General features: G+C 73.8%; 25 protein-coding genes. 13 read left to right on the top strand and 12 right to left on the bottom strand.

Annotated features, from left to right (window positions below; translation table 11 throughout):
- The first annotated feature begins 87 nt into the window (after positions 1-87).
- From FB554_RS13770 to FB554_RS13755, 4 genes are read left to right on the top strand one after another with little or no spacing between them, the layout of a single operon-like run.
- Positions 88-1,122, top strand: a complete 1,035-nt coding sequence (locus FB554_RS13770; RefSeq protein ID WP_142006967.1) for an SGNH/GDSL hydrolase family protein — start codon at positions 88-90, stop codon at positions 1,120-1,122.
- 43 nt (positions 1,123-1,165) lie between these two features.
- Positions 1,166-1,831, top strand: coding sequence for a histidine phosphatase family protein (locus tag FB554_RS13765; RefSeq protein WP_142006966.1), 666 nt, complete (start codon positions 1,166-1,168; stop codon positions 1,829-1,831).
- A 16-nt stretch (positions 1,832-1,847) separates the two neighbouring features.
- A complete protein-coding gene (locus FB554_RS17220; RefSeq protein ID WP_170206888.1) occupies positions 1,848-2,987 on the top strand; it encodes a hypothetical protein in 1,140 nt (379 codons plus the stop codon).
- A gap of 9 nt (positions 2,988-2,996) precedes the next feature.
- Positions 2,997-4,283: an MFS transporter gene (locus FB554_RS13755; RefSeq protein WP_142006965.1), complete on the top strand. Its 1,287-nt coding sequence runs from the start codon at positions 2,997-2,999 to the stop codon at positions 4,281-4,283.
- 115 nt (positions 4,284-4,398) lie between these two features.
- Here FB554_RS13755 and FB554_RS13750 read toward each other — a convergent pair whose 3' ends face one another.
- Entirely contained in the window at positions 4,399-4,845 is a 447-nt protein-coding gene (locus FB554_RS13750; protein ID WP_142006964.1) for a MarR family winged helix-turn-helix transcriptional regulator, read from the bottom strand.
- Positions 4,846-4,962: 117 nt separating this feature from the next.
- Here FB554_RS13750 and FB554_RS13745 point away from each other — a divergent pair, with 117 nt between their 5' ends.
- The 3 genes from FB554_RS13745 (at position 4,963) to FB554_RS13735 (ending at position 7,528) form a co-directional block, all read left to right on the top strand.
- Positions 4,963-6,177, top strand: coding sequence for an MFS transporter (locus FB554_RS13745; protein WP_142006963.1), 1,215 nt, complete (start codon positions 4,963-4,965; stop codon positions 6,175-6,177).
- A 102-nt stretch (positions 6,178-6,279) separates the two neighbouring features.
- The gene (locus FB554_RS13740) at positions 6,280-6,570 is read left to right on the top strand and encodes a YciI family protein (RefSeq protein WP_142006962.1); all 291 of its coding nucleotides are present in this window, start codon (positions 6,280-6,282) and stop codon (positions 6,568-6,570) included.
- A complete protein-coding gene (locus FB554_RS13735) occupies positions 6,563-7,528 on the top strand; it encodes an alpha/beta fold hydrolase (protein WP_142006961.1) in 966 nt (321 codons plus the stop codon). The genes FB554_RS13740 and FB554_RS13735 overlap by 8 nt, the downstream gene beginning before the upstream one ends.
- A 108-nt stretch (positions 7,529-7,636) precedes the next feature.
- Here FB554_RS13735 and FB554_RS13730 read toward each other — a convergent pair whose 3' ends face one another.
- Positions 7,637-8,047, bottom strand: a complete 411-nt coding sequence (locus FB554_RS13730) for a hypothetical protein (RefSeq protein ID WP_142006960.1) — start codon at positions 8,045-8,047, stop codon at positions 7,637-7,639.
- 16 nt (positions 8,048-8,063) lie between these two features.
- Between FB554_RS13730 and FB554_RS13725 the strand changes: the two genes are divergently transcribed.
- Entirely contained in the window at positions 8,064-8,339 is a 276-nt protein-coding gene (locus FB554_RS13725; RefSeq protein ID WP_142006959.1) for a hypothetical protein, read from the top strand.
- A 76-nt stretch (positions 8,340-8,415) separates the two neighbouring features.
- Here the strand turns inward: FB554_RS13725 and FB554_RS13720 are convergent, their stop codons facing one another.
- Complete coding sequence (locus FB554_RS13720; protein WP_142006958.1) at positions 8,416-9,423, bottom strand: NPCBM/NEW2 domain-containing protein; 1,008 nt, start codon at positions 9,421-9,423, stop codon at positions 8,416-8,418.
- Between the two features lie 69 nt (positions 9,424-9,492).
- Positions 9,493-10,389, bottom strand: coding sequence for a hypothetical protein (locus FB554_RS13715; protein ID WP_142006957.1), 897 nt, complete (start codon positions 10,387-10,389; stop codon positions 9,493-9,495).
- Between the two features lie 222 nt (positions 10,390-10,611).
- On the opposite strand from FB554_RS13715, the gene FB554_RS13710 reads away from it, so the two are divergent.
- From FB554_RS13710 to FB554_RS13690, 5 genes are all read left to right on the top strand, one after another.
- Positions 10,612-12,279: an FAD-binding dehydrogenase gene (locus FB554_RS13710; protein WP_142006956.1), complete on the top strand. Its 1,668-nt coding sequence runs from the start codon at positions 10,612-10,614 to the stop codon at positions 12,277-12,279.
- Positions 12,280-12,334: 55 nt separating this feature from the next.
- A complete protein-coding gene (locus tag FB554_RS13705) occupies positions 12,335-13,483 on the top strand; it encodes an AI-2E family transporter (RefSeq protein WP_142006955.1) in 1,149 nt (382 codons plus the stop codon).
- On the top strand, positions 13,480-13,983 hold the full coding sequence (locus tag FB554_RS13700) for an NUDIX hydrolase (RefSeq protein ID WP_142006954.1): 504 nt from the start codon (positions 13,480-13,482) through the stop codon (positions 13,981-13,983). The genes FB554_RS13705 and FB554_RS13700 overlap by 4 nt, the downstream gene beginning before the upstream one ends.
- Positions 13,984-14,160: 177 nt before the next feature.
- Positions 14,161-15,084: a hypothetical protein gene (locus FB554_RS13695; RefSeq protein WP_211344609.1), complete on the top strand. Its 924-nt coding sequence runs from the start codon at positions 14,161-14,163 to the stop codon at positions 15,082-15,084.
- A 185-nt stretch (positions 15,085-15,269) separates the two neighbouring features.
- The gene (locus FB554_RS13690; RefSeq protein ID WP_142006953.1) at positions 15,270-16,061 is read left to right on the top strand and encodes a S1 family peptidase; all 792 of its coding nucleotides are present in this window, start codon (positions 15,270-15,272) and stop codon (positions 16,059-16,061) included.
- Between the two features lie 150 nt (positions 16,062-16,211).
- On the opposite strand, the gene FB554_RS13685 is transcribed toward FB554_RS13690, so the two are convergent.
- The 8 genes from FB554_RS13685 to FB554_RS13650 form a co-directional block, all read right to left on the bottom strand.
- A complete protein-coding gene (locus FB554_RS13685; RefSeq protein WP_142006952.1) occupies positions 16,212-16,799 on the bottom strand; it encodes a bacterial proteasome activator family protein in 588 nt (195 codons plus the stop codon).
- Positions 16,800-16,873: 74 nt separating this feature from the next.
- The gene (locus tag FB554_RS13680) at positions 16,874-17,791 is read right to left on the bottom strand and encodes a sulfite exporter TauE/SafE family protein (protein ID WP_142006951.1); all 918 of its coding nucleotides are present in this window, start codon (positions 17,789-17,791) and stop codon (positions 16,874-16,876) included.
- Between the two features lie 69 nt (positions 17,792-17,860).
- Positions 17,861-19,069: a uroporphyrinogen-III C-methyltransferase gene (gene cobA, locus FB554_RS13675; protein WP_142006950.1), complete on the bottom strand. Its 1,209-nt coding sequence runs from the start codon at positions 19,067-19,069 to the stop codon at positions 17,861-17,863.
- The gene (locus tag FB554_RS13670; RefSeq protein ID WP_142006948.1) at positions 19,066-20,421 is read right to left on the bottom strand and encodes a sulfate adenylyltransferase subunit 1; all 1,356 of its coding nucleotides are present in this window, start codon (positions 20,419-20,421) and stop codon (positions 19,066-19,068) included. Before FB554_RS13670 ends, cobA begins: the two co-directional genes overlap by 4 nt.
- Positions 20,421-21,347: a sulfate adenylyltransferase subunit CysD gene (gene cysD / locus FB554_RS13665; RefSeq protein ID WP_142006946.1), complete on the bottom strand. Its 927-nt coding sequence runs from the start codon at positions 21,345-21,347 to the stop codon at positions 20,421-20,423. The genes FB554_RS13670 and cysD overlap by 1 nt, the downstream gene beginning before the upstream one ends.
- A complete protein-coding gene (locus FB554_RS13660) occupies positions 21,344-22,060 on the bottom strand; it encodes a phosphoadenylyl-sulfate reductase (protein WP_142006944.1) in 717 nt (238 codons plus the stop codon). Before FB554_RS13660 ends, cysD begins: the two co-directional genes overlap by 4 nt.
- The gene (locus FB554_RS13655) at positions 22,057-23,751 is read right to left on the bottom strand and encodes a nitrite/sulfite reductase (protein WP_142006940.1); all 1,695 of its coding nucleotides are present in this window, start codon (positions 23,749-23,751) and stop codon (positions 22,057-22,059) included. Before FB554_RS13655 ends, FB554_RS13660 begins: the two co-directional genes overlap by 4 nt.
- Positions 23,752-23,845: 94 nt before the next feature.
- A complete protein-coding gene (locus FB554_RS13650) occupies positions 23,846-26,566 on the bottom strand; it encodes an ABC transporter permease (RefSeq protein ID WP_142006938.1) in 2,721 nt (906 codons plus the stop codon).
- Between the last annotated feature and the right edge of the window lies 1 nt (position 26,567).

Genomic DNA, 26,567 nt, shown 5'->3' with positions numbered 1-26,567 from the left:
CGTTCACCGTAGAGGCAGCGTGCAGTTGGGGAAGTCTTGACCTGCCGTATGCCCCGGGGACGCCCCGACCGGGCCAGGGTGAGGCCCATGACCACCTCCCCGCTGCGCGCCGCCGGGCTGCTGACCGCAGCCGCCGCGCTCGTCCTGTCCTCCACCACCCCCGCACAGGCCGCGGCGGGCGACTACGTCGCGCTCGGCGACTCCTACTCCGCCGACGTGGGCACCCGCGCCAAGGTCGACGACTGCTACCGCTCGCCGTACGGCTACCCCGCGCTGGTGGCGCAGACGTACGGCCTGAACCTGGACTACCAGGCGTGCACGGGCGCGACGACCTCCAGCGTGATCGACAGCCAGCTGGGGACGCTCGGCAGCGGCACCGGCTACGTCACGATGACCATCGGCGGCAACGACGTCGGGTTCTCCTCCATCCTCACCGAGTGCGCGCAGCCGGGCTGGATGAGCGACTGCGAGGGGGCGATCGCGGGCGGCCGGGCGATCCTGCGCGACCAGCTGCCGGGGCGCTACGACAACCTGTTCGGGCAGGTGCGCACCAAGGCGGCCAACGCGGCGGTCACGGTCGGCGGCTACCCGCGCATCTTCAACGGCGAGGACTGCAACGCCCTCACGTTCTTCGCGCCCGACGAGCAGAGCAGCCTCAACACCGCGACCGGCGAGCTGAACACGCTGGCGCGGGGCAAGGCGACCGGTGCGGGCTTCCGCTTCGTCGACCCCACCGCCTCGTTCACCGGCCACGCCGTGTGCGACGACCCGGAGTGGATCAACGGGCTGAGCAACCCGGTCGAGGAGTCCTACCACCCCAACCGCGCCGGCAACGTGGGCTACGCCAACCTGTTCGGCCCGTCGGTCACCGGCCGCACCGCGACGGCGCAGCGCAGCGCCGAGCCGACGCCGCAGCAGAGCCCGGCGCAGCGCACCCGCGCCGCCGCCGACCGCGTCGTCGCGATGCGCCTGTCGTCGCCGGAGAACCTCGCCAAGGCCAAGGCCGCCGGGCTGAACCCGAGCGAGGTCCGCCGCCTCGACGCGCAGCTGCGCTCGCCCGACACCACGGTCGTCGACAAGGCCCTCGCCCGGCTGCGCGCGCTCGACCGGCGCACCAGCTGACGACCGGCGGGCGCGGCGCGGGACGCGTGGGAGCATGGGCCGCGTGCGCCTCCTGCTGATCCGTCACGGCCAGACGCCCGCCAACGTCGCTCACTCGCTCGACACGCTGCTGCCCGGCCCCGGGCTCACCGAGCTCGGGACCGAGCAGGCGGCGGCCATCCCCGACGCCGTCGCCGACCAGGGCGTCCAGGCGGTGTACGCCTCCCGCGCCCTGCGTGCGCAGCTCACCGCCGCGCCGCTCGCCGAGGCGCTGGGGGTGCCGGTGCAGGAGCTGGCGGGGATGCACGAGGTGCAGGCCGGTGACGTCGAGCGCTGCAACGACCGGGAGAGCATCGAGCAGTACCTCGGGGTGCTCTTCGAGTGGGCCCACGGCAACCTCGACGTGCGGATGCCCGGCGGCGAGACCGGCGAGGAGTTCGTCGCGCGGATGGACGACTCGCTGCGCCAGGTCGCGGGCAGCGGCGCCGACGTCGCGGCGGTCGTGAGCCACGGCGCGGCGATCCGCGTCTGGACCACGCTGCGCGCCGGCAACCTCGGCGCCCGGTTCGCCGAGCACAACCCGCTCGGCAACACCGGCGTGGTCGTCGTCGAGGGCGACCCCGACTCTGGTTGGATCGCGACGAGCTGGATGGGTGCTCCGCTCGGCGGCCCCGGCGTCGACGACGCCGACCCGTTCGACGGCCCGGCCGGGGAGCCGCTCACCGCCTGACGAGGGGAGGGGTCGGATGACCGGCAGCACGCCGAGCCGGCTGGTCGCCTCGCCGGCGCGCGCCGCCCAGGACCGGCCGCGCTCCCTCGGGCTGCCGCTGCTGCTCGAGCCCAGCGTGCGTGCGCGGGCCCTGCTCGACCGCACCGCCGCCCTGCTCGTCGGCCTCGCCGTCGCGTGCGTCGGCTATGCCCTGAGCGTCCAGGCGACCTCGCGCTTCACCGCGGCCGAGCTGGCCGACGAGGCCGCCATCGACGTCGACGACCCTCGCCTGCCGGGGCTCGCGGTCAGTCTGGTCGTGCTGCTCGCGGCGCCGCTCGTCGTGTGGCTGGCCGTGCTGGTCGTACGCCGGCTGCCGCGCCGCGCACGCCCCGCCGTCTCCGTGGTCGGCATCGCCGGGATCCTCCTGGCCCCAACGGTTCTCGTGACCGACCCGAGTCCGCCCTGGCCCGTGCGGGTGCTGATCCCGATCGCGGTGCTGGCGGCGACGTACGCCGGGCTCGGGACGATGCTCGCCTGGGCCGGCCGCCGCGCGGTGCGTGAGCTGGGGCGGCTCGGCCCGATGGTGTCGCGGGTGCTGCCGGTCCTGATGCTCGCGGTGCTGTTCGTCTTCTTCAACGCCGAGATGTGGCAGATCGCCGACCGGCTGTCGATGCCGCGCACCTGGGCCGCGGTCGCCGTGCTGGCCGCGCTGTGCGTGGTGCTCGTCGCGGTCAACGCGCGCGACGAGGTGCGCACGGTGGTGCGGGAGCACGAGCGAGCGGTCGACGGCCCGGTGCCGCTCGGGCGCGCGGAGCGGCTCAACGTGCTCGCGGTCTCGATCCTCGTCACGCTCATGCAGGTCGTGATCTTCAGCGTGCTCGTGTTCTGCTTCCTCGTCGCGTTCGGCTCCCTCGCGATCCCCGACGCCACCGTGCAGCAGTGGGTCGGCCGCCCGCCGGCGGGGTTCGACGGCTGGCTGGGGCGGCTGCCGGTGAGCCGCACCCTGGTGCAGGTCTCGCTGTTCCTCGCGGCGTTCTCGGCGCTCAACTTCGCGGCCGGCAGCAGCGCCGACCGGGCCTACCGCAGCGCGTTCGTCGACCCGGCCCTGGAGGACGTGCGCGAGGGGCTGCGGGTGCGGCAGGCGTACCGCCGTCGGGGGTCGGGCACCGGCGCATAGCCTTCCGACGTGCCCCTGCTGCTCGACCTGACCCCGTTGCGGGTCAGCCCCTCCTACCGCCGGCTGTGGAGCGGCTTCACGCTGAGCGGGGTCGGTGCGCAGCTGGCCACGGTGGCGATCGGGCTGCAGGTCTACGACATCACCCGGTCCACGTTCGCCGTCGGCATCGTCGGGCTGTGCGCGCTCGTGCCGCTGGTCGTCATGGGGCTCTACGGCGGCGCGATCGTCGACCACTACGACCGGCGCAAGGTCGCGCTCGCCGCCGGCCTGCTGCTGTGGGTGGTCTCGATCCTCAACACCGTGCAGGCCGCGCTCGGCAACACTCACGTCGGCGTGCTCTATGCGCTGGTCGGGCTCTACAACGCCGGTTTCGGGGTGGTGAGCCCGGCGCGCTCGGCGATCTATCCGCGGCTGCTGGACCGGTCGCTGCTGCCGGCCGCCAACGCGCTCAGCGTGACGGCGATGAACATCTCGATGACGGTGGGGCCGCTGCTCGCCGGGCTGCTCGTCGACTGGGGTGGCTACGTCACCGCCTACGCCGTCGACGCCGCCCTGTTCACCTTCGCCGTCTGGGGCATCCTGCGGCTGGAACCCATTCCGCCAGAAGCGGATCCGGAGGCCGACCCCGCCGCCGTGCGGCGTCGTCCGGGCTTCGCCTCGGTGCTCGACGGGCTTCGCTTCCTCGGCACCCGCCCCAACGTGCGAATGACCTTCCTCGCCGACTTCTGCGCGATGATCCTGGCCCAGCCGCGGGCCCTGTTCCCCGCGGTCGCGGTGCTCAGCTTCGGCGGCGGCGCCAAGACCGTGGGGGTGCTGTCGGCGGCCGTCGCGGTGGGTGCCGTGGTGGCGATGCTGGTCTCCGGCCCGCTCGGTCGCGTACGCCGTCAGGGGCTCGCCGTCATCGTCTCGGTCGCCCTGTGGGGCGTCTCGATCGTGGGCTTCGGGCTGGCGGTCGCCGCGGCGAACGGGGCGCTGCCGCGCGGGTGGGCGCTGTGGCTGGGCGCGCTCGCGCTGGCCGGCGCCGGCGCGGCCGACTCGGTCAGCGCGGTCTTTCGCACCACGATCCTGCAGGCCGCGACGCCCGACCACCTGCGCGGCCGGCTGCAGGGCGTCTTCGTCGTGGTGGTCGCCGGCGGTCCGCGGCTGGGCGACGTGGTCGCCGGCTCGCTGGCCACCGTCTCCACCGAGGCCTGGGCGGCCATCGTCGGAGGCGTGCTGTGCGTGGTCGCGGTGCTCGCGCTGGCGGCGTGGCAGCGCGGCTTCGTGCGCTACGACGCCCATCACCCGACGCCCTGAGCCGAGAACCCGAGGTGGCTGAAACGCGGTTCTAGCGCTCTGACTCTGCTGCAGCACGGTCAGCGGGCTGAAACCGCGTTTCAGCGCGGGTGGGGTGTGGTGGGGTGTACGACGGTCAGACCGGGGCGCGCTGGTGCAGGAAGCCGACCAGCTCGGCGAGCTCGGGGACGTCGGCGGCCTCGTCGAGGGCCTCGCCGAGCACCCGGTCGTGGGTGGGGCGGGCGGCCCGGTAGGCCTTCTTCCCGGCAGCGGTCAGCTCGGTGTAGATGCCGCGGCGGTCGTCGGCGCACAGCACCCGGGTGAGCAGGCCGCGGTCCTCGAGGCGGTTGACCAGGCGCGTCGTGGCGCTCGGCGACAGGGCCGCCGCGCGGGCCAGCTGGGAGATGCGCATGTGCCAGCCGTCCTGACGGGACAGCGCGTCGAGCACGGTGAACTCCACGACCGACAGCCCGTGCTCGCGCACCAGCTCGCGCTCGAGAGAGGCCTCGATGCGCCCGTGCAGCGCCGCGAGCGTGCGCCAGCCCGAGGAGCGCACCTCCACGGCGTCGTCGGCGATTCCCATGAGCCCAGCATACAGGCGACTTGCAATAACCCGCGCGTGCAACTAACTTGCTGCTCACGCCGGTAGTTGCACACGCGCTATAACGGCGAAGACACTCTCCACGGAAGGTTCGTCCTCATGCCTGTCGGCCTCGTCGCCCTCGCTCTCGGCGGCTTCGGCATCGGTCTCACCGAGTTCGTCATCGCGGGGCTGCTCTCCCGCGTCGCCGGCGACCTCGGCGTCACCGTCCCCGCCGCCGGATACCTCGTCTCGGGCTACGCGCTGGCGGTCGTCGTCGGCGCCCTCGCCCTCACCCCGGTCGTCAACCGCTGGGAGCCGAAGCGGGCGCTGCTCGTGCTCATGGTGCTGTTCACCGCCGGCAACGCGGTCAGCGCCCTGGCGCCGACGTACGGCCTGCTGCTGGGTGGTCGCGTGCTCGCGGCTCTCGCGCACGGCGCGTTCTTCGGCATCGGGTCGGTGCTCGCGGCGTCGCTGGTCGCGCCGGAGAAGAAGGCCGGCGCCATCTCGATCATGTTCGGCGGCCTGACCCTGGCCAACGTCGCGGGCGTGCCGCTCGGCACCGCCGTCGGGCAGGCCTGGGGCTGGCGCGCCACGTTCGCGGTGATCACCGTGGTCGGCGTCGTCGCGTTCGCCGGCATCGCCGCGCTCGTGCCGGCGGTCGCCTCGGACGAGCCGCGGCCGCAGCTGCGCACCGAGCTCGCCGCCTTCCGCAACGGCCAGGTCTGGTTCTCCCTCGGCATGACCGTGCTGGTGTTCGGCGGGATGTTCGGGGCGTTCATGTACATCGAGCCGCTGCTCACCCGCGTCACCGGGTTCGGGGAGTCGGCGGTGCCGTGGTTGCTGGTGCTGTTCGGCCTCGGCCTGTTCGCCGGCAACCTGCTCGGCGGTCGTCTCGCCGACCGCGCCCTGACCCGCACGCTCGTGACGTTCACCGCCGGGCTGGTCGTCGTGCTCGTGGCGTTCGCGCTGCTCAGCGACAACCGGCTGGCCGCGGCCGCGCTGCTCGCCGCGATGGGCTTCCTCGGTTTCGGCACGGTGCCCGGCCTGCAGATGCGGGTGCTGCAGCACGCCGCCCACGCGCCGACCATGGCCTCCTCGGCCAACATCGCCGCGTTCAACGTCGGCAACTTCCTCGGCGTCTGGGTGTCGGGGCTGACCATCTCGGCCGGCCTCGGCTGGGTGTCGCCGCTGTGGGTCGGCAGCGGGTTCGCCGCGCTGGGGCTGGCGCTGCTGCTGGTCGCCGTGCGCGCTCGGGGCGCCGCGCCCGCGGAGTCGGCGGCCGACAAGCCGGCGACCGCGGACTCCCCGGCCCAGGCCTGCGCCACCGCCTGAGGCCTGAGGACGGACCGGCACAACCCGCTCCATCGCCCCGCACAGAGGGGTCAGGCGCACGTTGTGCCGGTCCGTCGTCGGTGCCCGGCCTACGATCCAGCAATGGCGATCTTCACCGTGGAGTACACCTACACCGACGACGACCAGGGGCGCGACAAGCACCGCGACGAGCACCGCGCCTACCTCGGCGGGCAGGAGTCGGTGCTGCTGTCCGGGCCGTACCTGGACTTCCCCGCGGGCGCCCTGATCATCGTCAGCGGCGAGGACGAGGACTCGGTCACCGCGATGATGGACGGCGACCCGTTCCAGCGCGAGGGGCTGATCGCCGAGCGCCGCATCCGGGAGTACAACCCCGTCCTCGGCAGCCAGGCCGCAGGGTTCCCCGGTGAGTGAGGCGCGCGACCGCGACGAGGCCGCGCCGCCCGCCGTCCCCGACCAGTGGGTCGACGTCGCCGGCACCCGCGTGCGGTACACCGAGCACACCGGCCCGCAGGGCGGCCCGACGTTCGTGCTCGTGCACGGCCTCGGGGGAGCGCTGACCAACTGGGACTCGCTCGCGCCGCTGCTCGCGACGTACGGCCGGGTCCTGGCCCTCGACCTCGGCGGCTTCGGCCTGACCAAGGTCGACCCGAAGAAGGCGTCGGTCGCGCACAACCAGCGGCTGCTGTCGGGGTTCCTGCGCGCGCTCGACCTGCGCCAGGTCGTGCTCGTCGGCAACTCGATGGGCGGGCTGCTCACCGCGATGGAGGCCGCGGCCGAGCCCGACAGCGTGCGCGCGGTCGTGCTGGTCGACCCGGTGCTGCCGCAGCACCCTCGGCAGCGGCCGCACCCGATGGTGCTCGCGGTGTTCGGGCTCTACCTCGTGCCGCCGATCGGGCGCCGGCTCATCGACGGCCGCGCCAAGCGGCTCACGCCCGAGGAGCTGACCAAGCAGACGTTCGCCCTGGTGGTCGCCCACCTCAGCAAGGTGCCGCGCTGGCTCATCGACCGGCACGTCGAGCTGGCGCGCGACCGGATGACCGACGACACCGGCACCGCCACCCCGAGCTTCCTCGCGGCGGCGCGGTCGGTGGTGCTCACCGGGCTGCGCGCGCCGAGCTATCAGCGGCTGCTCGGCGGGCTCACCCAGCCGGTGCTGCTGCTGCACGGCGACAAGGACAAGCTGGTCAGCGTCAAGGCCGCCCGGGCCGCGGTGCAGCGGCACCCGTCGTGGACCTATGCCGAGGGGCAGGACCTCGGGCACTGCCCGATGTTCGAGGACCCCGAGTGGGTGCGCGACCAGATCGTGGGCTGGCTCGGGGCGCAGGGCCTGCTGCCGGACGAGGCCGAGCGGGCGCGCCGGGCGGGCTGACCGGCCGACCCGGCCGAGGGCGTACGCCATCGGTGACCAGGTCACGGATTTGTCACGGCGTGTCGCGCCGGGGCATCGTGGAGGGCGGTCCGGGCCTGTCCGGGACCGTCAGCAGATCCTGGAAGGAACCATGAAGGTCACCTCGCGCGGCTCGGTCGCGATCGCCGCAGCCCTCTCCATCCCGCTGGTCCTCGCCGGCTGCTCCGACGAGCCCGAGGTGACCACCAACACCTCGCTGCCGACCTCCACGTCGGCCGCTCCGACGTCGACCTCGGCGACGCCGACGACGACCACGTCGAGCAGCAGCACGTCGAGCACCACGACGAGCAGTACGTCCACGTCGAGCAGCACGAGCTCGTCCACCTCGACCACGACCTCCACCAGCGAGCGGCCGTCGTCGACCTCGACCCGCCCGTCGAGCACGTCGACCTCGTCCAGCTCCTCGCGCACCAGCTCGCGCTCCACCAGCCCGAGCAGCAGCTTCAACGTGTCGCTCGCGGGCGACTGCATCTCGGCCACCGGCAAGCTCAGCGCCGTGACGCGGCAGTGGAACTCGGCGGTGAAGTCGGGCGACTCCGGCGAGCTCGACTCGGCCGCGCGCACGATGGGCTCGACCGCCGACGACCTGCGCGACCTCGCCGACGACACCAACGACAACGGCTTCGCCTCCCGCGCGCGCGGGACCGCGTCCGAGCTGGACAAGATGAAGCAGGCCCGCGACAACCGCCGGAGCGTGCGTACCGGTGACTTCAACTCCGCGGCGCGCGGCCTGCGCAACTACTGCCAGGAGCGGCTCGGCGTCGCCAACTGACGTCTGTCGCGGGGTGACGTCTCGGTCGCCGCTCCAGGTGTCGCCGGTCGCCGCTCCAGGTGTCGCCGGTCGGCGCTCAGCCGACCTTCCCTGAGCCGAGCACCAGGGCGGCGCCCTCGCCCGGCGCGCACTCGACCTCGGTGAAGCTCACCGTGAGCCGCTGCACGCCCGCCACGCTCACGCCGAGGCTCGAGGTCTGGCCGTAGCGCACGGTCCGCGACGCGAGCGTGCGTCCGTCGCCGCGCACCACCAGGCGCAGCACCGCCTCGCGCGACTCTGACCCGTCGTCCTGCCCGACCACGCCGGTCAGGCGGGAGTAGCGGCCGTCGAGGCTCCAGGCGTACGTCGGCTGCTTGGAGAAGATCGTGCAGGCGCTGGCGCTGATCGAGTGGCCGTAGGTGGTCCCGCCCATCGTCACCGGGCCCGAGCCGGGTCCGCCCAGCTCGTCGAGGTACGCCGGTGCGGCCGGCGGCGTGCTGCTCGTCGGCGACGACGTGGTCGGCGGCGGGGTGGTCGGCCGGGCGGTCGTGCTGGTGGGCGACGGCGGACGCTGGGTGCGGGTGGGGCTGCTCGGCCGGCTCGGCTCGCCGGTGGGCCGGGTGGTGCGCGTCGCCGTCGGTCGTGGCGTCGAGGTGGGCGCGGGGGTGGCCGTGGGCGCGGCGGTGCCCGGGCGCGGGCTGGTGCTCGTGGGACCGGGGGCTGGTGCGGGGGCCGTGGCCGTGCTGCCGGGGGTGGGGTTGGCTGGGCTGGCGGTGCTCGTGCTCGCGCCCGGACGCTCCTGCGCGGTCGGCAGCGAGGGCAGGCTCGGCCCGGTGCTCGTCGTGACGGTCGGCGAGCCGGTGGTCGGGGTCGCGCTCGGGCCCGACGTGGGTCGCGCGCTCTGCGTGGGCGGCGGCGACGCGATGGTCGGCGAGGCGACGCCGAGGTCGCGCTCGGGGCGGAACGGCTCGCCCCCGCAGCCCGCGAGGGAGCCGACGGTGACCGCCGCGGTGGCCAGCACGGCGGCGCCACGGAGCGGGGCGCCACGGAGAGTGGCGGCGCCACGGAGCGTGGTGCCACGGAACGGCAGGGGTCGAGTGCGCATCGCGGGCCAGTTTGCCGAACCGTGCGGGTTCGGGGGCGGACCCGGTGCGTCGGATCACCGCCGCGGGGGTCACGCGTCCTGCAGGTCCTCCAGCGCGGCCGTCGCCGCCTCCAGCGCGCGGCGGGCCTCCGCGCGGCGTGCCCGGGCCTGCGCCAGCGACGCCTCGGCCACCTCGAGCCGGCGCTCGGCCTCGGCGACCTTCTGCTCCGCGGCGGCGATCTCGGCGGGGGAGGGGCCGGTGGGCTCGGGCTCGGGCGCGTCGTCGGTGTCGGTGACGTCGGGGTCGGTGGCGCTGCCGGGCTGGGTGGTGCTGCCGGGCTGGGCGGCGCTGCCGGGCTCGGCCGGCGGTGCCGTGCGTCGTGGCGGCTTGGAGGGCGTACGGGCTTGGGGGGCAACGGATCTCGGCTTCGCGACCGTGCGGTCTGCGGGGTCGGGCACGGCGCGAAGGGGAGTGGCGATCGCGTCGCCGATCTCGACCTCCCCGAACCCGGCGTACGACAGCGGAGACACCAGCCGTCCGCTCGCCACGGCCTGCTCGGCCATCGGGTCGGCGAGGGCCGCGGTGAGGGTCGCGATCACCTGCTCGCGCGTCGTCGCCGTGTCGCCGAACGAGGGGTCGCGGTCGGCCGCGAGCCCGGCGGCCCGGTCGGCGAGGTCGCCGACGATGCCGGGGCGCTGCGCCGACAGCTGCTTCATCGTCGCGGTGTCGAGACGCGACTGCGCCTCGCGCAGCGCCGCTCCCAGCTCGAGCAACGGGTCGAGCGCGCCGGCCTCGTGCGCCAGCAGGTTGACCAGCCAGGCCGCCACGGTGGGCCGGCGCAGCGCCTTCACCTGCGCCGCGAGGTCCTTGTCGTCGGCGCGCAGCTGCTTGGCCCGCGCGTCGCGCGCCTTGACGAACTCGGCGGGGAGGAGGGCGTACAGCGCGGCGGCCTCGTCGGCGAGGGCGTCGGCGGGCGGCTCGGCCACGCATCCCCCTTCCCTGGTCCGGACGCGGTCGGCCTCACGCTAGTGCGCCGGGCCCGCACCCCGCCCGCGCGGCGCCCCCCACAACCGCATGAAACCGGGTTGCGTGGATGTGACCCCGATGCATCAGGGTCAAAGACGCGAAACCCGGTTTCATGCACGAACGGGGCAGGCTGCGCAGGAGACGCGGGCGCGGCAGCATACGTCCGAGTAGGTTCGCGAGGTATGGATGCGGACGCGATCGTCGTCGGGGCAGGGCTCGCCGGGCTGGTGGCCGTCGGAGAGCTGGTCGCCGCCGGCAAGCGGGTGGCGGTGGTCGAGCAGGAGTCGGCGGCCAACCTCGGCGGGCAGGCGTGGTGGTCGTTCGGCGGCCTGTTCGTCGTCGACACGCCGGAGCAGCGGCGGCTCGGCATCAAGGACTCCTTCGAGCTCGCCTGGCAGGACTGGCAGGGCTCCGCGGGCTGGGACCGGCTCGACGACGAGGACACGTGGGGGCGTCGCTGGGCGAGGGCGTACGTCGAGTTCGCCGCGGGAGAGAAGCGAGACTGGTTGCGCGGCAAGGGGATTCGCTTCACCCCGATGGTCGGCTGGGCCGAGCGTGGCGACGGTCGGGCGACCGGGCACGGCAACAGCGTGCCGCGCTTCCACATCGCCTGGGGCACCGGCACCGGCGTGGTGAAGCCGTTCGTCGAGGGGGCGCTCGAGGCGGCGCGCGACGGCCGGGTCACCTTCTTCCACCGGCACCGCGTCGACGAGCTGGTCACGACCGACGGGGCCGTCACCGGCGTGCGCGGCACCGTGCTCGCGCCCGACGACGCCCCGCGCGGCGCGCCGAGCAACGACGACGCCGTCGGCGAGTTCGAGCTCAGCGCCCCGGCGGTGCTGGTCAGCAGCGGCGGCATCGGCGCGAACCACGACCTGGTGCGCCAGCTCTGGCCCGACCGGCTCGGCACGCCGCCGGCGCGGATGATCACGGGTGTGCCGGCGTACGTCGACGGGCGGATGCTCGCGATCACCGAGCAGGCCGGCGCGCGGCTGGTCAACCGCGACCGCATGTGGCACTACACCGAGGGGATCCGCAACTGGGACCCGGTCTGGCCGCAGCACGCGATCCGCATCCTGCCGGGGCCCTCGCCGCTGTGGTTCGACGCGCTGGGGCGGCTGCTGCCCGCGCCGTGCCTGCCGGGCTACGACACGCTCGGCACGCTGCGCCACCTGCGCACCGCTCCCGGCCTCGCCGAGCACGACCACTCGTGGTTCGTCGTGACGCAGAAGATGATCGAGAAGGAGTTCGCGCTGTCCGGCTCGGAGCAGAACCCCGACATCACGAACCGCGACCTGAAGCTGCTGCTGCGCACCCGCGTCGGCAAGGGCGCGCCGGGGCCGGTCGAGGCGTTCAAGCAGCGCGGCCCGGACTTCGTCGTCGCCGACGCGCTGCCCGAGCTGGTCGCGCGGATGAACGCCCTCACCGACACCCCGCTGCTCGACCTCGACGTCGTGCAGCAGCAGATCGAGGCGCGCGACCGCGAGATCGCCAACCCCTTCACCAAGGACGCGCAGGTCATGGGCATCCACAACGCGCGGCGCTACCGCGGCGACCGGCTCAGCCGCGTCGCCACCCCGCACCGGGTGCTCGACCCCGCGGCCGGCCCGCTCATCGGCATCAAGCTGCACGTGCTGACCCGCAAGACGCTCGGCGGCGTGCAGACCGACCTGTCGAGCCGGGCGCTCGCGGCCGACGGGTCGCCCGTGCCGGGTCTGTACGCCGCCGGCGAGGTCGCCGGGTTCGGCGGCGGCGGGGTGCACGGCTACAACGCGCTCGAGGGCACCTTCCTCGGCGGCTGCCTGTTCAGCGGCCGCGCGGCGGGCCGCGCGATGGTCGCCGCCGGGTGAGCCACATCGTGGCGCCGCCTCCCGCCCGCGACGGGTCACCTGGCAGGCTCGGGCCATGACCGAAACCCCGCCGGGCTCGCCCGGCGCGCCGCGGGAGGACCTGCGGCGAGACCCGCGCGACCCGCGGCTCGAGGTCGCCTTCGGCGTGCGGGTCGCCGCCTGGTGGTCGGTCTGCTTCGTCGCGATCGTCGCGGGGCTGTACGTCCTCGTCCGGCTGCTCAACAGCGTCAGCCTGGTCACGATCACCGTGTCGGTCGCGGTGATGATCGCCGCGCTGCTGCAGCCGCCCGTCGGCTGGCTGGTGCGCCGCGGCATCCCCCGCGGGCTCGCGGCGGTGCTGGTCTTCCTGCTCGGCACCGGCGGCATCGCCGCGCTCATGTGGTTCGTCGGCACCCAGGTGGCGCACTCCGCGGGCGACATGCGCGACCAGCTGCAGCTGGCGGCCGGGACGATCCGCGACTGGTTGGTCGACGGCCCGTTCGGCCTCAGCGAGGTCGAGGCCGGCCGCTACACCACCGAGCTCGGCGACACGCTCTCGCAGAACCGGTCGTCGATCACCTCGGGCTTCCTGCAGACCGCGACCAGCGCGCTCGGCGTGATCTCGGGCGCGGTCTTCACCCTGTTCGCCGTGCTGTTCCTGCTGCTCGACGACGGCAAGATCTGGCGCTGGTTAGTCGGCATCTTCCCGCCGCACACCCGGCTGCACGCGACCGAGGGCGGGGTCGCCGCGTGGCGCACCCTCACCCGCTACATGCAGTCGCTCGTGCTGCTCGCCGCGATCAACGCGCTCGCGATGGTGCCGGTCATGATGATCGCCGGGCTCCCGATGGTCGTCCCGCTCGCGATCCTGCTGTTCCTCGGGTCGCTGGTGCCGCTCATCGGCGTGCTCGTCGCGGGCGCGGTCGTGGCGCTCATCGCGCTGGTCAGCGAGGGCGTCGCCACCGCGATCCTGGTCACCGTCGCGCTGATCCTCATCGTGCAGCTGTTCGGCAACCTGCTGAACCCGATCATCCTGGGCAAGGCGGTCGACATCCACCCGCTCGCGATCCTGGTGAGCGTCACGGCCGGCACGATCCTCGCGGGCGTCTTCGGGGCGTTCGTCGCGGTGCCGCTCGTGGCCGTCGTCAAGAACGCCTCGCTCGCGGTGCGCGCGCACCACCGCACGCTGCCCGAGCTGCTACGGCCCGACGGGGGTGCGTCGTGAGCGCCGGCCGCCCGGGTGCCGTGCGCCGGCTGGGCATGACCGTCTTCCGCGTGCTGCCGGCCCGGCTGAGCTGGGGGATCGTCCACCTCGCGGCGCCGACGTTCAGCATCGGCGCGGTGGCGCTGGTCGAGCACGACGGCCGCATCCTCACCCTGCGCCAGCTGCACCGCGGCGGCTGGACCCTCCCGGGCGGCCTCGTCGACCGCGGCGAGCAGCCGCACGAGGCGGTCGTGCGCGAGCTGCGCGAGGAGACCGGCCTGCGCATCGAGCCGGGCGACGTGTTCGCGACGGTCGTCGACACCGAGTACCGCCACGTCGACGTGATCTACCGGGTGCAGGCCGACCGCGAGCCGCAGGTGGTCGTCGCGAGCGAGGCCACCGGCGCCGCCTGGTTCCGCCCCGACGAGGTGCCCGAGCCCGACCAGCCGACGCAGCGGATCCTCGAGGCGGTGCGCGCCGCGCACACCGTGCCCCAGGCGGGCCGGGTCGTCCTCGACTGACCGGCCGACGTCGTACGCCATCGGCCCGGTCCGCGCGCAGCTCGCCCGAGCAACTCTCGCCCGCAGGGGTGGGCGGGCCCGGGTGAGGGATCTCCCCCGGTGAGGAGGGCGAGCAGGCCACGTAGCCTGGAGTCAATGTCTTCTTGGGGGAAGTCGCCTTCGCGACGCACGATGCTGATGGGTTCGATCGCCGCTGCCGGTCTGGCGGGCTGCACGACGGAGAGCGGGAGCAACGGCGCGTCCACGTCGCGCGGCAGCGGTGCACCGAGCGCGTCGAGCTCGACCGCCACGCCGAAGCCGCGCCCGACGCTGCCGACCGGCGGGCGCACGATCTTCCCCGCGCACCGGCTGTTCGGATACTGCGGCTCGCCCGCGTCGCCGGCGCTCGGACGGCTCGGGGTCGGCAACGACCTCAACGCGCGTGTCGACGAGATGCTGCGCCAGTCAACGGATTTCGCCGCCGGGCGCAAGATCCTGCCCGTCGTCGAGCTGATCGCGACGCTCGTCCACCCGAAGCCCGGCGCCGACGGGATGTACCGCTCCCGCGTCGAGCGGTCGGTCGTCGACACCTACCTCGCGGCCGCGCGCCGCGCGAAGGGCATCCTGCTGCTCAACATCCAGCCCGGCCGCGCCGAGTTCATCGACGAGGTGCGGTACTGGGAGAGCTACCTGACCCAGCCCGACGTGGGGGTCGCGCTCGACCCGGAGTGGTCGGTCAAGGAGGGGCAGGTTCCCGGGCGCGTGTTCGGCAGCACGACGGGCGCGGCGCTCGACGAGGTCGCCCGCTACCTCTCCGGTCTCGTGACCAAGCACGACCTCCCCGAGAAGGTCATGCTCTACCACCAGCTGCACCTGTCGATCGTCTCGCAGGAGACCGACCTCAAGCAGCACCCGGGCATCGCGCTGGTCAAGAGCATCGACGGCATCGGCAGCCCCGCGGACAAGAAGAAGGCGTACGACATGATCGTCGCCCAGACGCCGTCGTACGTCCGCAAGGGGTTCAAGCTCTTCTTCGAGGAGGACGCGCGGTCCGGACCGCTCATGACCGCCGAGCAGGTGCTGGCCCTCTCCCCGCAGCCGGAGTACGTCCTGTACGAGTGAGGCCCGGCCCCCGAGCCGGTCGAGCCGCCAAGCCGGTCGAGTAGCCCGCGAGGAACGAGCGGGCGTATCGAGACCATCCCGCACCCCTCTCTTTGCCCAGTCCTGACGTTCCGTTGGTCCCGTTCAGAACCGCTCGCTCCTAACGTCGAGCGCGTCCAACCTTCGAACGGAATCGGGGAACACCCATGCAGATCAACCGTTTTCGCGCCGGGCTCCTGGGCCTGAGCTGCGCCGCCGCCATCGCGCTCCCGGTCAGCAGCGCCCACGCCGTCGAGGACCCGGGCGGCGGCACCGGCGACATCGTGGGCGGCGACCTCGCCCAGACCGCCGACACGCCCTGGGCCATCCAGCTGTCCAACGTGAACTCGCCCGACCCGACGGGGGAGTACTGCGGCGGCACCCTCGTCACGCCCACCAAGGTCGTGACCGCCGCGCACTGCGTCGAGGGCACGAGCACCGGCGAGTGGACCGCGATCCAGGGTCGCGACAGGCTGACCGACACCAGCGTCGGCCGGGAGTCGAAGATCGCGAGCATCTGGTCCGACCCGAGCTACGGGCGCGGCGGCGGTGACGTCGCGGTGATGACGCTTGCCACGCCGTTCGACGGGGTGCCGACGCTGCCGCTCAACGAGGACCCCGGCGTCGGCGAGAGCAACGTCACCGCGACGGTCTACGGCTGGGGCAACACCGAGGGCACCGGCCCCGCCAACACCTTCCAGAAGGTCGACGTCCCGGTGCGCGGCGACGCGACCTGCAGCAGCGTCTACGGCAACAGCTACAACCCCGGCGGCGAGATCTGCGCGGGCTACCCCGAGGGTGGCAAGGACTCCTGCCAGGGCGACAGCGGTGGCCCGCTGGTCGCCGGCGGCCGGCTCATCGGCGTCGTCTCGTGGGGCCGCGGCTGCGCCGATCCGGGCTATCCCGGCGTCTACGCCGAGGTCTCCACCTACGTCGACGACATCAAGGCCCAGCTGTAGCCGAAGCTGCCCCCTCCGGCGCACCTCCCGGGACGGAGGGGCGGCCCAGACAATCGAGGTGAGGCATAGCTATTAAGGGGGCCTCACCTGCCGTAAGCGGGCCGCCCCTCCCCCGGGGACCCTCCGCGGGCACGCCTCCGCGGGCGGGGCCTACAGGTACTGGCCGGTGGGGCCGGAGGTGTCGTCGGCGGGGCGGCCGGTGGGCATCCCCGGCATCCCGGGCTGGCCGGCGGGGCCGCCCTGGCCGCCGCGGCCCATCGGCAGCCCGCGCTGCATCGCCTGCAGCTGCGCCTGCGCGGCCATCTGCTGCGCGACGAACGCGGTCTGGATGCCGTGGAACAGCCCCTCGAGCCACCCCACCAGCTGCGCCTGGGCGATGCGCAGCTCGGCGTCGCTCGGGGTGCCCTCGGTGAACGGCAGCGCGAGCCGCTCGAGCTCCTCGACCAGGTCGTCGGAGAGCCCCTCCTTCAGCTCGCCGATCGAGCGCTGGTGGATCTCGGCGAGGCGCTTGCGGCCGGCGTCGTCGAGCGGCGCGCCCCGCACCTCCTCGAGCAGCTGCTTGATCATCGAGCCGATGCGCATGACCTTGGCGGGCTGCTCGACCTGGTCGGCCGGGTTCTGCGAGCCCTCCTCGTCACCGTCGCCCGGCTGCGCGACACCCATGCCCTCGGGCGTCACGACCACCACGCGCTGCGACTCGGGGGCCTCGTCCTTGTCCTGCTCAGGCTGGTCGGTCATGCGCCCATCTTGGCTCACCCGACCCGGCCCCGCGCCACCCCCGCGTGTGCAGGGGAGGCGCAGGGGCCCGTACGTCAGGCGCGGGTGAGCGCGTCCGGGTCCCGCTCGTCGGTGGTCGCCTCCGCGCCCGCCGTACGCCGGTAGCGGGCGACCGCGAGCCCGACGAACCCGAGCCACAGCGCGACCACGACCAGGTAGAGCAGGCCGCGGTGGTCGCCGAGGATGTCGTACTCCTTGGCCAGGGTGCGCAGGTTGGTGATGATGATCAGGCCGCCGACGGCCGTGCCGAGCACCGCCGCGGGGAGCCGGCTCACCAGCCAGGCCGCGACCGGCGCGGCGAACAGGCCGCCGAGCAGCAGCACCCCGACGAACGCCCAGTCGATGCCGGCGCTGCCGAGGCCGATGAGGAACGCGATGCTGGCCGACAGGGTGACGAGGAACTCGGAGGTGTCGACCGAGCCGATGACCTGGCGCGGCTTGGTGCGGCCCGCCGACAGCAGCGCGGTCGTCGAGACCGGCCCCCAGCCGCCGCCACCGGTCGCGTCGACGAAGCCGCCGACGACGCCGAGCGGGGCGAGGAACTTCGACCCGTGCGGGGACCGGGCGGCGTGCACGACCGCCTTGGGCGGGCGTACGGCGAAGCGGGTGAGGATGTAGACGCCGAGGGCGAGCAGCAGCCCGGCCATGATCGGCGCGGCGGCCTCGGTCGACAGCCGCGACAGCACGGTGGCGCCGACGAACGCGCCGACCGCGCCCGGCACGCCGAGGCGCCAGACGAGGTTCCAGTCGACGTTGCCGAGCTTCCAGTGGGAGGCGCCCGACACCAGCGTGGTGCCGAGCTCGGAGAAGTGGACCGACGCGCTGGCGGCGGCGGGCGACAGGCCGGCCACGAGCAGCAGCGACGTGGAGGTGACGCCGTAGCCCATGCCGAGGGCGCCGTCCACGAGCTGCGCGCCGAAGCCGACGAGCGCAAGCACGATGAGCTTGTTCATGATGAAAGTCCTTGGGGTCTGGTGCGATTCAGCAGTGCGGTGCGATGCAGCAGAGAGGGTGGGTGCGGGTCAGTGCTGCGTGGTGAGGCGCACGACGTCGCCGACGACGATCACGGCGGGGGCTTCGACCCCCACCTCGCTGGCGCGGTCGGCGATCGTGCGGAGCGTGCCGACGGTGGTGCGCTGGTCCGGCAGGAACCCGCGCTCCACGATGGCGACGGGACACTCCGGGTCGCGGCCGTGCGCGATCAGCAGATCGGCCGTGCGGCGCAGCCCGGCCACGCCCATCAGGAGCACGAGCGTGTGGTCGCCGCCGGTGGGCAGCGCCGGGACGTCTTCGTGGCCGGTCACGACGGTGAAGCCGCGGGCCACCCCGCGGTGCGTGACCGGGATGCCGGCCGCCGCGGGCACGGCGATCGCCGAGGTCACCCCGGGGACGACCTCGACCGGAAGCCCGTGCTCCTCGCAGAACTGCCGCTCCTCGCCGCCGCGGCCGAGGACGTAGGGGTCGCCGCCCTTGAGCCGGACCACGCCGAGGCCGCGCTGGGCCTCCTCGACCAGGATCTGGTTGATCCGGTCCTGCGGGACGGGGTGGTGGCCGGCGGTCTTGCCGACGTCGATCACGCGCACGCCCTCGGGCAGCCGCGACACGACGCCGGTCGGCGCGAGCCGGTCGATCACGACGACGTCGGCGGCGGCGAGCAGCTCGTGCGCGCGCCGGGTGAGCAGCCCGTCGGAGCCGGGTCCGCCGCCGATCAGCGCGACCCAGCCGGTCTCGCGAGTCCGGTTGCGCTGCAACGCGATCCGGCCGTCGCCGATCGCCTCGTCGACGAGCTGGGCGACCTGCTGGGTCGCCGCCCTGGCCGTACGCGGGTCGCCCCCCACGTGGGTCGCGACCGTGATCGTGCCGTCGGGCGAGTCGACCTGCGCCCGGGCGGGCACGGCGGCCGCGGTGCGCTCGGCCGAGGTGGCGTCGATGCACCAGACGCGCGCGGCGTGCGCGTCGTCGGCGACGGCGCGGTCGGTCTGCGGGTCTCCGGTCGCGGTGTGCGCGAGCCAGGCGCCGTCGAGGTCGGTCGGTCCGGCGTAGTCGCGCTCGACCCACTCGACCCGCTCGGCGCGCCACAGCTCGACGAGCTCCTCGCACAGCCACGGCGCGACGACGCGCACCCGCGCGCCCTCGTCGACGAAGGTCGCGGCCCGTCGTGCCGACACGGGTCCGCCGCCCACCAGCAGCACGCGGCGGTCACGCAGGTCGAGCACGAGGGGCAGGGTCATGACGCCAGCCAGTCCTCGGCCGCGTCGGCGTCGGGCAGCACGTCGCTCGCCCAGATGCCGGGCACGCCGACCATGCCGGCGGCGAGGGTGCCGCCGCTGCTCGGGTCGATCACGAGGAACGAACCGTGCCGGCGCGAGTCGACGTAGGGCTCCAGCGGGAGCGGGCCGGCCAGCCGGAGCGACACCCGCCCGATGTCGTTGAGCCCCAACGACTCTGCGGGCTGCAGCGCCAGCGCCTCGAGGTCGAGGCGGCTGTCGACGCGGTCGACGATGGCCTTCACGGTGCGGGCGCCGTGCTTGACCAGCACGCGCGCGCCCGGCTGCAGCGGACGCTCGTCGAGCCACGCGAGGAGCGCGTCGGACTCGCGGGTGAGCTCGGGGACGCTCGAGGCGGCGACGATCACGTCACCGCGGGAGACGTCGACGTCGTCGGCGAGTCGGACGGCCACCGACTGCGGCGCGTATGCCCGGGTCAGCTCGTCGGGTCCGAGGTCGATCCCGGACACGCGGGTGCGGCGCCCGGAGGGCAGGACGACGACCTCGTCGCCGACGGCGACGACGCCCGACCCGATCTGACCGGCGTAGCCGCGGTAGTCGCGCAGGGCGGGGACGGGCGCGGCGGCCTGCGGGCGCAGCACGAGCTGCACCGGCATCCGGAACGGCTCGGCGTCGGGTTCCTCGGCCGTGGGCAGGTCCTCGAGCAGCTCGAGCAGGGCGGGGCCGGCGTACCACGGGGTGCGGGTGGACCGCTCGACGACGTTGTCGCCGTCGAGGGCGCTGACCGGCACGGTGACGGCGTCGGGGATGCCGAGCTCGCGGGCCACCTGCTGCACCTGCGCGTCGACGTCGGCGAAGACGTCGGCGGAGAAGTCGACCAGGTCGATCTTGTTCACCGCGATGACCACGTGCGGGACGCGCAGCAGCGCGACGACCGCCAGGTGGCGCCGGGTCTGCTCGACCACGCCGTGCCGGGCGTCGACCAGCAGCACGACGACGTCGGCGGTGCTGGAGCCGGTGACGGTGTTGCGGGTGTACTGCACGTGGCCGGGGCAGTCGGCGAGCACGAACGAGCGCCGGGGCGTGGCGAAGTAGCGGTAGGCCACGTCGATGGTGATGCCCTGCTCGCGCTCGGCGCGCAGGCCGTCGGTGAGCAGCGCGAGGTCGGCGGAGGACAGGCCGCGGTCGCGCGAGATGCGCTCGACGGCGGCGAACTGGTCGGCCAGCACCGACTTGGTGTCGTGCAGCAGCCGGCCCACCAGGGTGGACTTGCCGTCGTCGACGGAGCCGGCGGTGGCGAGCCGGAGCAGGGTCGGGGCCTGCGAGCCGGTCGGGGGGTTCGTGAGGGTGCTCATCAGAAGTAGCCCTCCTTCTTGCGGTCCTCCATGGCGGCCTCGGAGATCCGGTCGTCGGCGCGCGTGGCGCCGCGCTCGGTGAGGGTGGAGGCGGCGACCTCGGCCACCACGTCGCTCACGCTGCGCGCGGGCGACTCGACCGCACCGGTGCACGACATGTCTCCGACGGTGCGGTATCGCACGGTGCGCACCTCGACCTGCTCGCCGTCGCGCGGGGTGCTCCACGGGCCGACCGCGAGCCACATGCCGTCGCGCTGGAAGACCTCGCGCTCGTGGGCGTAGTACAGCGGCGGCAGCTCGATCTGCTCGCGCTCGATGTAGCGCCACACGTCCAGCTCGGTCCAGTTCGACAGCGGGAACACGCGCACGTGCTCGCCTGGCCGGTGCCGCGGGTTGAACAGCGACCACAGCTCGGGCCGCTGGTTCTTGGGGTCCCACTGGCCGAACTCGTCGCGCAGCGAGACCACCCGCTCCTTGGCGCGCGCCTTCTCCTCGTCGCGCCGGCCGCCGCCGAAGACGCCGTCGAACCGGTTGTCGACGATGGCGTCGAGCAGCGGCTGGGTCTGCAGCGGGTTGCGGGTCCCGTCGGCCCGCTCGGCGAGGCGGCCGTCGTCGAGGTAGTCCTGCACGGAGGCGACGACGAGCCGCACCCCCATGCGCGCGACGGTCTCGTCGCGGAACTGCAGCACCTCGGGGAAGTTGTGGCCGGTGTCGACGTGCAGCACCGGGAACGGGATCGGGCTGGGCCAGAACGCTTTTCGCGCCAGGTGGAGCATCACGACGGAGTCCTTGCCGCCGCTGAACAGCAGCACCGGCCGCTCCAGCTCGGCCGCGATCTCGCGGATGACCAGGATGGCCTCGCTCTCCAGCGTCTCCAGCTGGGAGAGCAGCAGCGGCTCGACCTCGGTGCTCGCCAGCGCGCTCATGCGTGCAGCCCGCACTCGGTCTTGGCGAAGCCCGACCAGCGGCCGGCCCGCGCGTCGGCGCCGTCCTCGACGGGTCGGGTGCACGGCTCGCACCCGATCGACGGATAGCCATTGGTGACAAGCAGATTCACCGGGAGCCGGTGCTCGTTCGAGAATCGCAAGAGGTCCTCCAGGCTCCAGGTCACGAGCGGGTTGATCTTGACCAGGCCGAACGTCTCGTCGAAGGAGACGACCGGTGCGTCGGCGCGGGTGGGCCCCTCGTCGCGGCGGACGCCGGTGACCCAGGCGTCGTACGCCCCGAGCGAGTCGCGTAGCGGCTCCACCTTGCGCATGCGGCAGCAGGCGGCGGGGTCGCGGGCGAACAGGTCGGCGCCGTGCTCGGCGTCCTGCTCGGCGACGGTCAGCCGCGGCTTCACGTCGACGACGTTGATGTCGAGCTGCTCGGCGACCAGGTCGCGGGTCACGAGCGTGTCGGAGAAGTGGTAGCCGGTGTCGAGGAAGAGCACGTCGACCCCGGGGGCGTGCTCAGCGACGAGATAGGGGAGCACGGCATCGGCCATCGAGCAGGCCACGGCGAGCCGGCCCGGGAAGTGCTCGGCCGCCCAGGCCGCGATGGCCGGCGCGTCGTCGTCGCGGCCGGCGAGGTCCGAAGCCCCTTGTGCCGCAAGGGCTCTCAGCTCGTCGACCGGTCGGCGGGTCGTCGTCGCGGTCACTGCAGCGCCTCCTCGTCGGCTCGGTGGGCCCAGGTCGCGAAGGTCTCGGTGCCGTCGCGCTCGGCCAGGAACCGGCGTACGACTCGCTCGACGTAGTCCGGCAGGTCGGCCGCGGCGACCTTGAGCCCACGCACGGTGCGGCCGAGGCCGCCCTCCTCGCGGTCGTCGGACGCGAGACCGCCGCCGAGGTGCACCTGGAAGCCAGGCACCTGCTCGCCGTCGTCGGTCGTGATGATCTGCCCCTTGAGGCCGATGTCGGCGGTCTGGATGCGCGCGCACGAGTTGGGGCATCCGTTGACGTGCAACGAGATCGGCGTGTCCAGCTCGACGCCGGCCAGGCGCTGCTCGAGCTCGGCGATGGTCGCCGCGGCGGTGTCCTTGGTGTCGACGATCGCGAGCTTGCAGAACTCGATCCCGGTGCAGGCCACCGTGTTCCGGCGGAACGGGCTCGGTCGTGTGCTCAGGCCGATCGCCTCCAGCCCCTCGACCAGCTCCTCGACCCGGTCGCTCGGCACGTCGAGCACGACCAGCTTCTGGTGGGCGGTGAGGCGCACCCCGCTGGCGCCTACCCGCTCGACCAGCGTGCCGACGTCGGTGAGCGTCGACCCGCTGACACGGCCCACGACCGGGGCTGCGCCGACGTACGACCGCCCGTCCTTCTGCTCGTGCACGCCCACGTGATCACCGGGCGAGGTGGCGCGCGCGGGGGCGGGGCCGTCGGCGAGGCGGTATCCGAGGTACTCGTTCTCGAGCACCTCGCGGAACTTCTCGGTCCCCCACTCGGCGAGCAGGAACTTCAGCCGTGCCTTGGTGCGCAGCCGGCGGTAGCCGTAGTCGCGGAAGATGCGGATCACGCCGTGCCACACGTCGGGCGCCTGCTCGGCGGTGACGAAGGTGCCGAGCCGCTCCGCGAGGCGGGGGGTGGTGGACAGGGCGCCGCCGACCCACAGGTCGTAGCCTGGGCCGAGCTCGGGGTGCACGACGCCGACGAGCGACACGTCGTTGATCTCGTGGGCGACGTCGAGGCTGGGGTGGCCGGTGATGGCCGACTTGAACTTGCGCGGGAGGTTGGCGAGCTCGGGGTCGCCGAGGTATCGGCGCTTGATCTCGGCGATGACCGGCGTGGGGTCGATGATCTCGTCGGCCGCGACGCCGGCGACGGGGGAGCCGAGGAAGCCGCGCGGGGTGTCGCCGCACGCCTCGGTGGTCTCCAGGCCGACGGTCTCGAGGCGGCGCCAGATCTCGGGCATGTCCTCGACGGAGATCCAGTGGTACTGGATGTTCTGCCGGTCGGTGATGTCGGCGGTGCCGCGGGCGAAGTCGGTGGAGATGCTGCCGAGCACGGCGAGCGCGGCGGGGGAGAGCAGCTCGCCGTCGGAGCGCACCCGCAGCATGAAGAAGCGGTCCTCGAGCTCGTGCGGCTCGAGCTGGGCGGTGCGGCCGCCGTCGATGCCCGGCTTGCGCTGGGTGTAGAGCCCCCACCAGCGGAAGCGGCCGTGCAGGTCGTCGGCGGGGATCGCGTCGAACCCCTCACGCGCATAGACCTTCTCGATCCGCTCGCGCACGTTCAGGCCGTTGTCCTCGGCCTTGAACTCCTCGTTGTGGTTCAGTGGCTCACGGCCGTCGACAGCCCACTGGCCGTTCGACCGGCCGGTGCGCGACTGACGGACCCGGGTCGCCTGGGCCGTCACGAGCGCTCACTCCAAACATCACCACGCATGATGTGAACGATAACGAGGCGTTCCGACGTGAGACGCAGGGTGTCCGTTCGGTGAGACCGGCGGCTCAGTCCGTACGTCGGGTGAGGGATGGGCGGGTGCGCGTCACCGCGGCGGCCATGAGCGCGGCCAGCAGCGGCACCCCGAGCACGACGAGGGCGATGCTCGGCCAGGGGATCACCAGGAACGGGCCGGCCGGTTCGCCGGAGGGCCCCATGCTCGACGACGTCAACGGCTTGGCCACCGCGATCCCGGGGATCAGGCCGAGCGCCAGCCCGGTCAGCCCGCCGACCAGCGCGATCGACGCCGCCTGCCACCCCGCGATCCGGCGGCGCAGGCCGCGACCGGCCCCGACCGCGGCCAGCGTGGCCTGGTCGGTGCGCGACTCGGTCTGGGTGAGCGCCGTCCCGATCAGCGTGGCGACGAGCACGATCAGCCCGAGCACGGCTGTCATGGTCCAGATCACCGCCCGAGAGGGGCTGGTGTAGCCGCGCTCGACGTACAGCCACACGCTCGAGGGAAGGGCCTCGGTGATCCGCTGCTCGGTCGCGGCGTCGGTGCCGCCGGGCTGGTGCAGGCGCAGCCACGCGGTGCGCGTGGGCCAGCCCCGGCGCTGCGCCGTCTCGGTGCTCACGATGACCGAGGGGCTCGTCTCCATCCCCAGCACGGACAGTCGCCTCGCCGGCACGACCTCACCGGGCACCTCGCTCCTGCTCGGTCGACTCATCGGGGACGCGTCCGACCGCCCGTTGGAGACGCCCTCGACGAGCGTCGCTCGCCCGTCGCGAACAGGGCAGGTCAGGCCGTACGTCTCGGGCGGCTGCGCGCACACGATCCCGCCGTCGCGAAGGGCGGCGCGCGACGCCGCGGGGAGGTCGAGCGCCGCCAGCTGGCTGGGTGTCAGCGCGAGGATCGGAGGGCTGAGGGCGTTGGCGGCGTACCAGCAGGACGTCTCGGAGACGTCGCGGCACGAGGCGGAGGGGATCGCGACGAGTCGGGTCCCGGCAAGCGGCACGGTGTCGTCGTTCAACGGTGCGCTGAGGTTGCTGTAGCGGTCGATCCGCACCTGCGGCGCGACGGCCTGCAGCTGTCGCTCGATCACCCGCAGGTCGGGGTCCTGCGTCGGGTCGGCGGGCCCCTGCTGCAGGTCGATCCGGCCCTCGCCGGCGGTGGCCTGCGGCAGGTAGACCGCGCGCGCCTCCTCGTCGTCGCTCGCGGCGCCGATCGACAGCGCGACGAGCAGCGTGACCGACGCCATGATCGCTCCGACGCCGGACAGCGCCCGGCCGCGCTGGCGTCCGACGTCGCGCGCCGCGATGCGCATGGCGAGCGGGAGGTGCCGGGCGAACCGGGCGACCTGGGCCAGCAGCCAGGGCAGCGCGACCATCGCCCCGGCGAACAGCATGATCGCGCCGAGGGCGATCCGGATCTCGCCGCCGGCGGGGGCTCGCAGCCCCGAGAACGTCAGCAGCCCGCCGATCCCGACGACGACGGCGCCGAGCACCGGCCATCCCGCGCGCACGTGCCGCGCCGACACCTGACCGCGCAACGTCTGCAGCACGCTGGTGGTCCCGGCGATCACCGCGGGGATCAGTGCGGCGACCAGCGCGCTGACCGCGGCCAGCGCCGCGAGGGCGAGCCCCCAGCGCCACCGCAGGTCCGGCGGACCCCAGGCGATCTCGGGCTTGAGTCGCTGCGCGAGCGGTGCGGCGCCGAGGCCGATGATGGCCCCCAGCGCCACCCCGACCACGGCGGCCAGCACGCCGAGCAGGACTGCCTGGGCGAGGACGTACCGCCGCGGCATCGCCGCCGTGCCGCCGTTGCTCGCGATCTGGCCGAGCGCGCGCCGGTGCCGCAGTCCGGAGGTCGTGAACGCCGGGCCGGCGAAGAAGACGGTCAGCAGCGCGACCCCGACCGTGACGAGTGCGACGAGCTGCGGGTCGCCGCTCGTGGTCCCCGGCGGATAGATCGTGCGCGGGGCGGAGCCGGGGTCGGTCGTCAGCGAGCGGCTCAGCACGGTGATGCCGTGCGCGTTGAGCCGCTGCACCTCCTCCCACCGCACCGGTGTGTCCCGCCTCAGGAGGTACGCCGTCGCCGACGACGACGGGAGCGTCACCACCTCGACGGGCGCGGCGGTGTCGGCGACGCCCACCACGGTCATCGGCTGCCCCTCTTCCAGGGTCAGGCGGCCCGAGGTGGGGAACCCGCGCTCGCGGGCGCGTTCGGTGACCAGAGCCTCGCCGGGCGCGGACGGCCAGCGGCCGGACACCAACTCGCCCATGCCGGCATACGCATCGTTGCGACCGTCGATCCCCAGCAGTGAGAAGCGAACTCGGCGCTGGCCGATGACCGCTCGCGCCTCGCCGTCGGAGACCGGCAGCAGCTGGCCGCCGGTGGCGCGCTGGACCGCCGCGGCGGAGGGTGCCTCCCCGGCCGACCCGCCCGGCAGGACCTGGACGGGCGGCAGCTGCGTGCCGGTGGTCGGGGAGAAGGTCTGCACCTCGCGGCCGTCGTAGTTCTGGTTCACGCGCTGCGTGCCGACGTCGAGCCGCGCCTGGGTCGTGCCCATCACCCGCGGGATAGCCTCGGCGCTGCTGACGCTGCGGGTGGCGAGCAGGGTGCCGCCGGCGCTGACCAGCATGACCGGCAGCGCGACCATGAGGGCGGTGAGGATCGCGCGCCCCCAGTGGCGGCTGAGGTCGCGCCGCGCGAGGCGCAGCATGAGCCGCCACGACCCGACGAAGCTGCTGCGGTGGCCGGTCGAGATGGTCTCCCCCGAGGTGGCCATC

The sequence above is a fragment of the Barrientosiimonas humi genome, from assembly GCF_006716095.1.
GTDB lineage: Bacteria > Actinomycetota > Actinomycetes > Actinomycetales > Dermatophilaceae > Barrientosiimonas > Barrientosiimonas humi.
Note: the sequence above shows the minus strand (reverse complement) of the source record. Positions and strands in the feature narration are given on the sequence as shown.

Excerpts from the sequence above, each read along its gene's own strand:
- FB554_RS13770 (WP_142006967.1), top strand. The coding sequence starts at position 88 with ATGACCACCTCCCCGCTGCGCGCCGCCGGGCTGCTGACCGCAGCCGCC.
- FB554_RS17220 (WP_170206888.1), top strand. The coding sequence starts at position 1,848 with ATGACCGGCAGCACGCCGAGCCGGCTGGTCGCCTCGCCGGCGCGCGCC.
- FB554_RS13750 (WP_142006964.1), bottom strand. The coding sequence starts at position 4,845 with ATGGGAATCGCCGACGACGCCGTGGAGGTGCGCTCCTCGGGCTGGCGC.
- FB554_RS13745 (WP_142006963.1), top strand. The coding sequence starts at position 4,963 with ATGCCTGTCGGCCTCGTCGCCCTCGCTCTCGGCGGCTTCGGCATCGGT.
- FB554_RS13740 (WP_142006962.1), top strand. The coding sequence starts at position 6,280 with ATGGCGATCTTCACCGTGGAGTACACCTACACCGACGACGACCAGGGG.
- FB554_RS13720 (WP_142006958.1), bottom strand. The coding sequence starts at position 9,423 with ATGCGCACTCGACCCCTGCCGTTCCGTGGCACCACGCTCCGTGGCGCC.
- FB554_RS13710 (WP_142006956.1), top strand. The coding sequence starts at position 10,612 with ATGGATGCGGACGCGATCGTCGTCGGGGCAGGGCTCGCCGGGCTGGTG.
- FB554_RS13705 (WP_142006955.1), top strand. The coding sequence starts at position 12,335 with ATGACCGAAACCCCGCCGGGCTCGCCCGGCGCGCCGCGGGAGGACCTG.
- FB554_RS13695 (WP_211344609.1), top strand. The coding sequence starts at position 14,161 with ATGGGTTCGATCGCCGCTGCCGGTCTGGCGGGCTGCACGACGGAGAGC.
- FB554_RS13690 (WP_142006953.1), top strand. The coding sequence starts at position 15,270 with ATGCAGATCAACCGTTTTCGCGCCGGGCTCCTGGGCCTGAGCTGCGCC.
- FB554_RS13685 (WP_142006952.1), bottom strand. The coding sequence starts at position 16,799 with ATGACCGACCAGCCTGAGCAGGACAAGGACGAGGCCCCCGAGTCGCAG.
- FB554_RS13680 (WP_142006951.1), bottom strand. The coding sequence starts at position 17,791 with ATGAACAAGCTCATCGTGCTTGCGCTCGTCGGCTTCGGCGCGCAGCTC.
- cobA (WP_142006950.1), bottom strand. The coding sequence starts at position 19,069 with ATGACCCTGCCCCTCGTGCTCGACCTGCGTGACCGCCGCGTGCTGCTG.
- FB554_RS13670 (WP_142006948.1), bottom strand. The coding sequence starts at position 20,421 with ATGAGCACCCTCACGAACCCCCCGACCGGCTCGCAGGCCCCGACCCTG.
- cysD (WP_142006946.1), bottom strand. The coding sequence starts at position 21,347 with ATGAGCGCGCTGGCGAGCACCGAGGTCGAGCCGCTGCTGCTCTCCCAG.
- FB554_RS13650 (WP_142006938.1), bottom strand. The coding sequence starts at position 26,566 with ATGGCCACCTCGGGGGAGACCATCTCGACCGGCCACCGCAGCAGCTTC.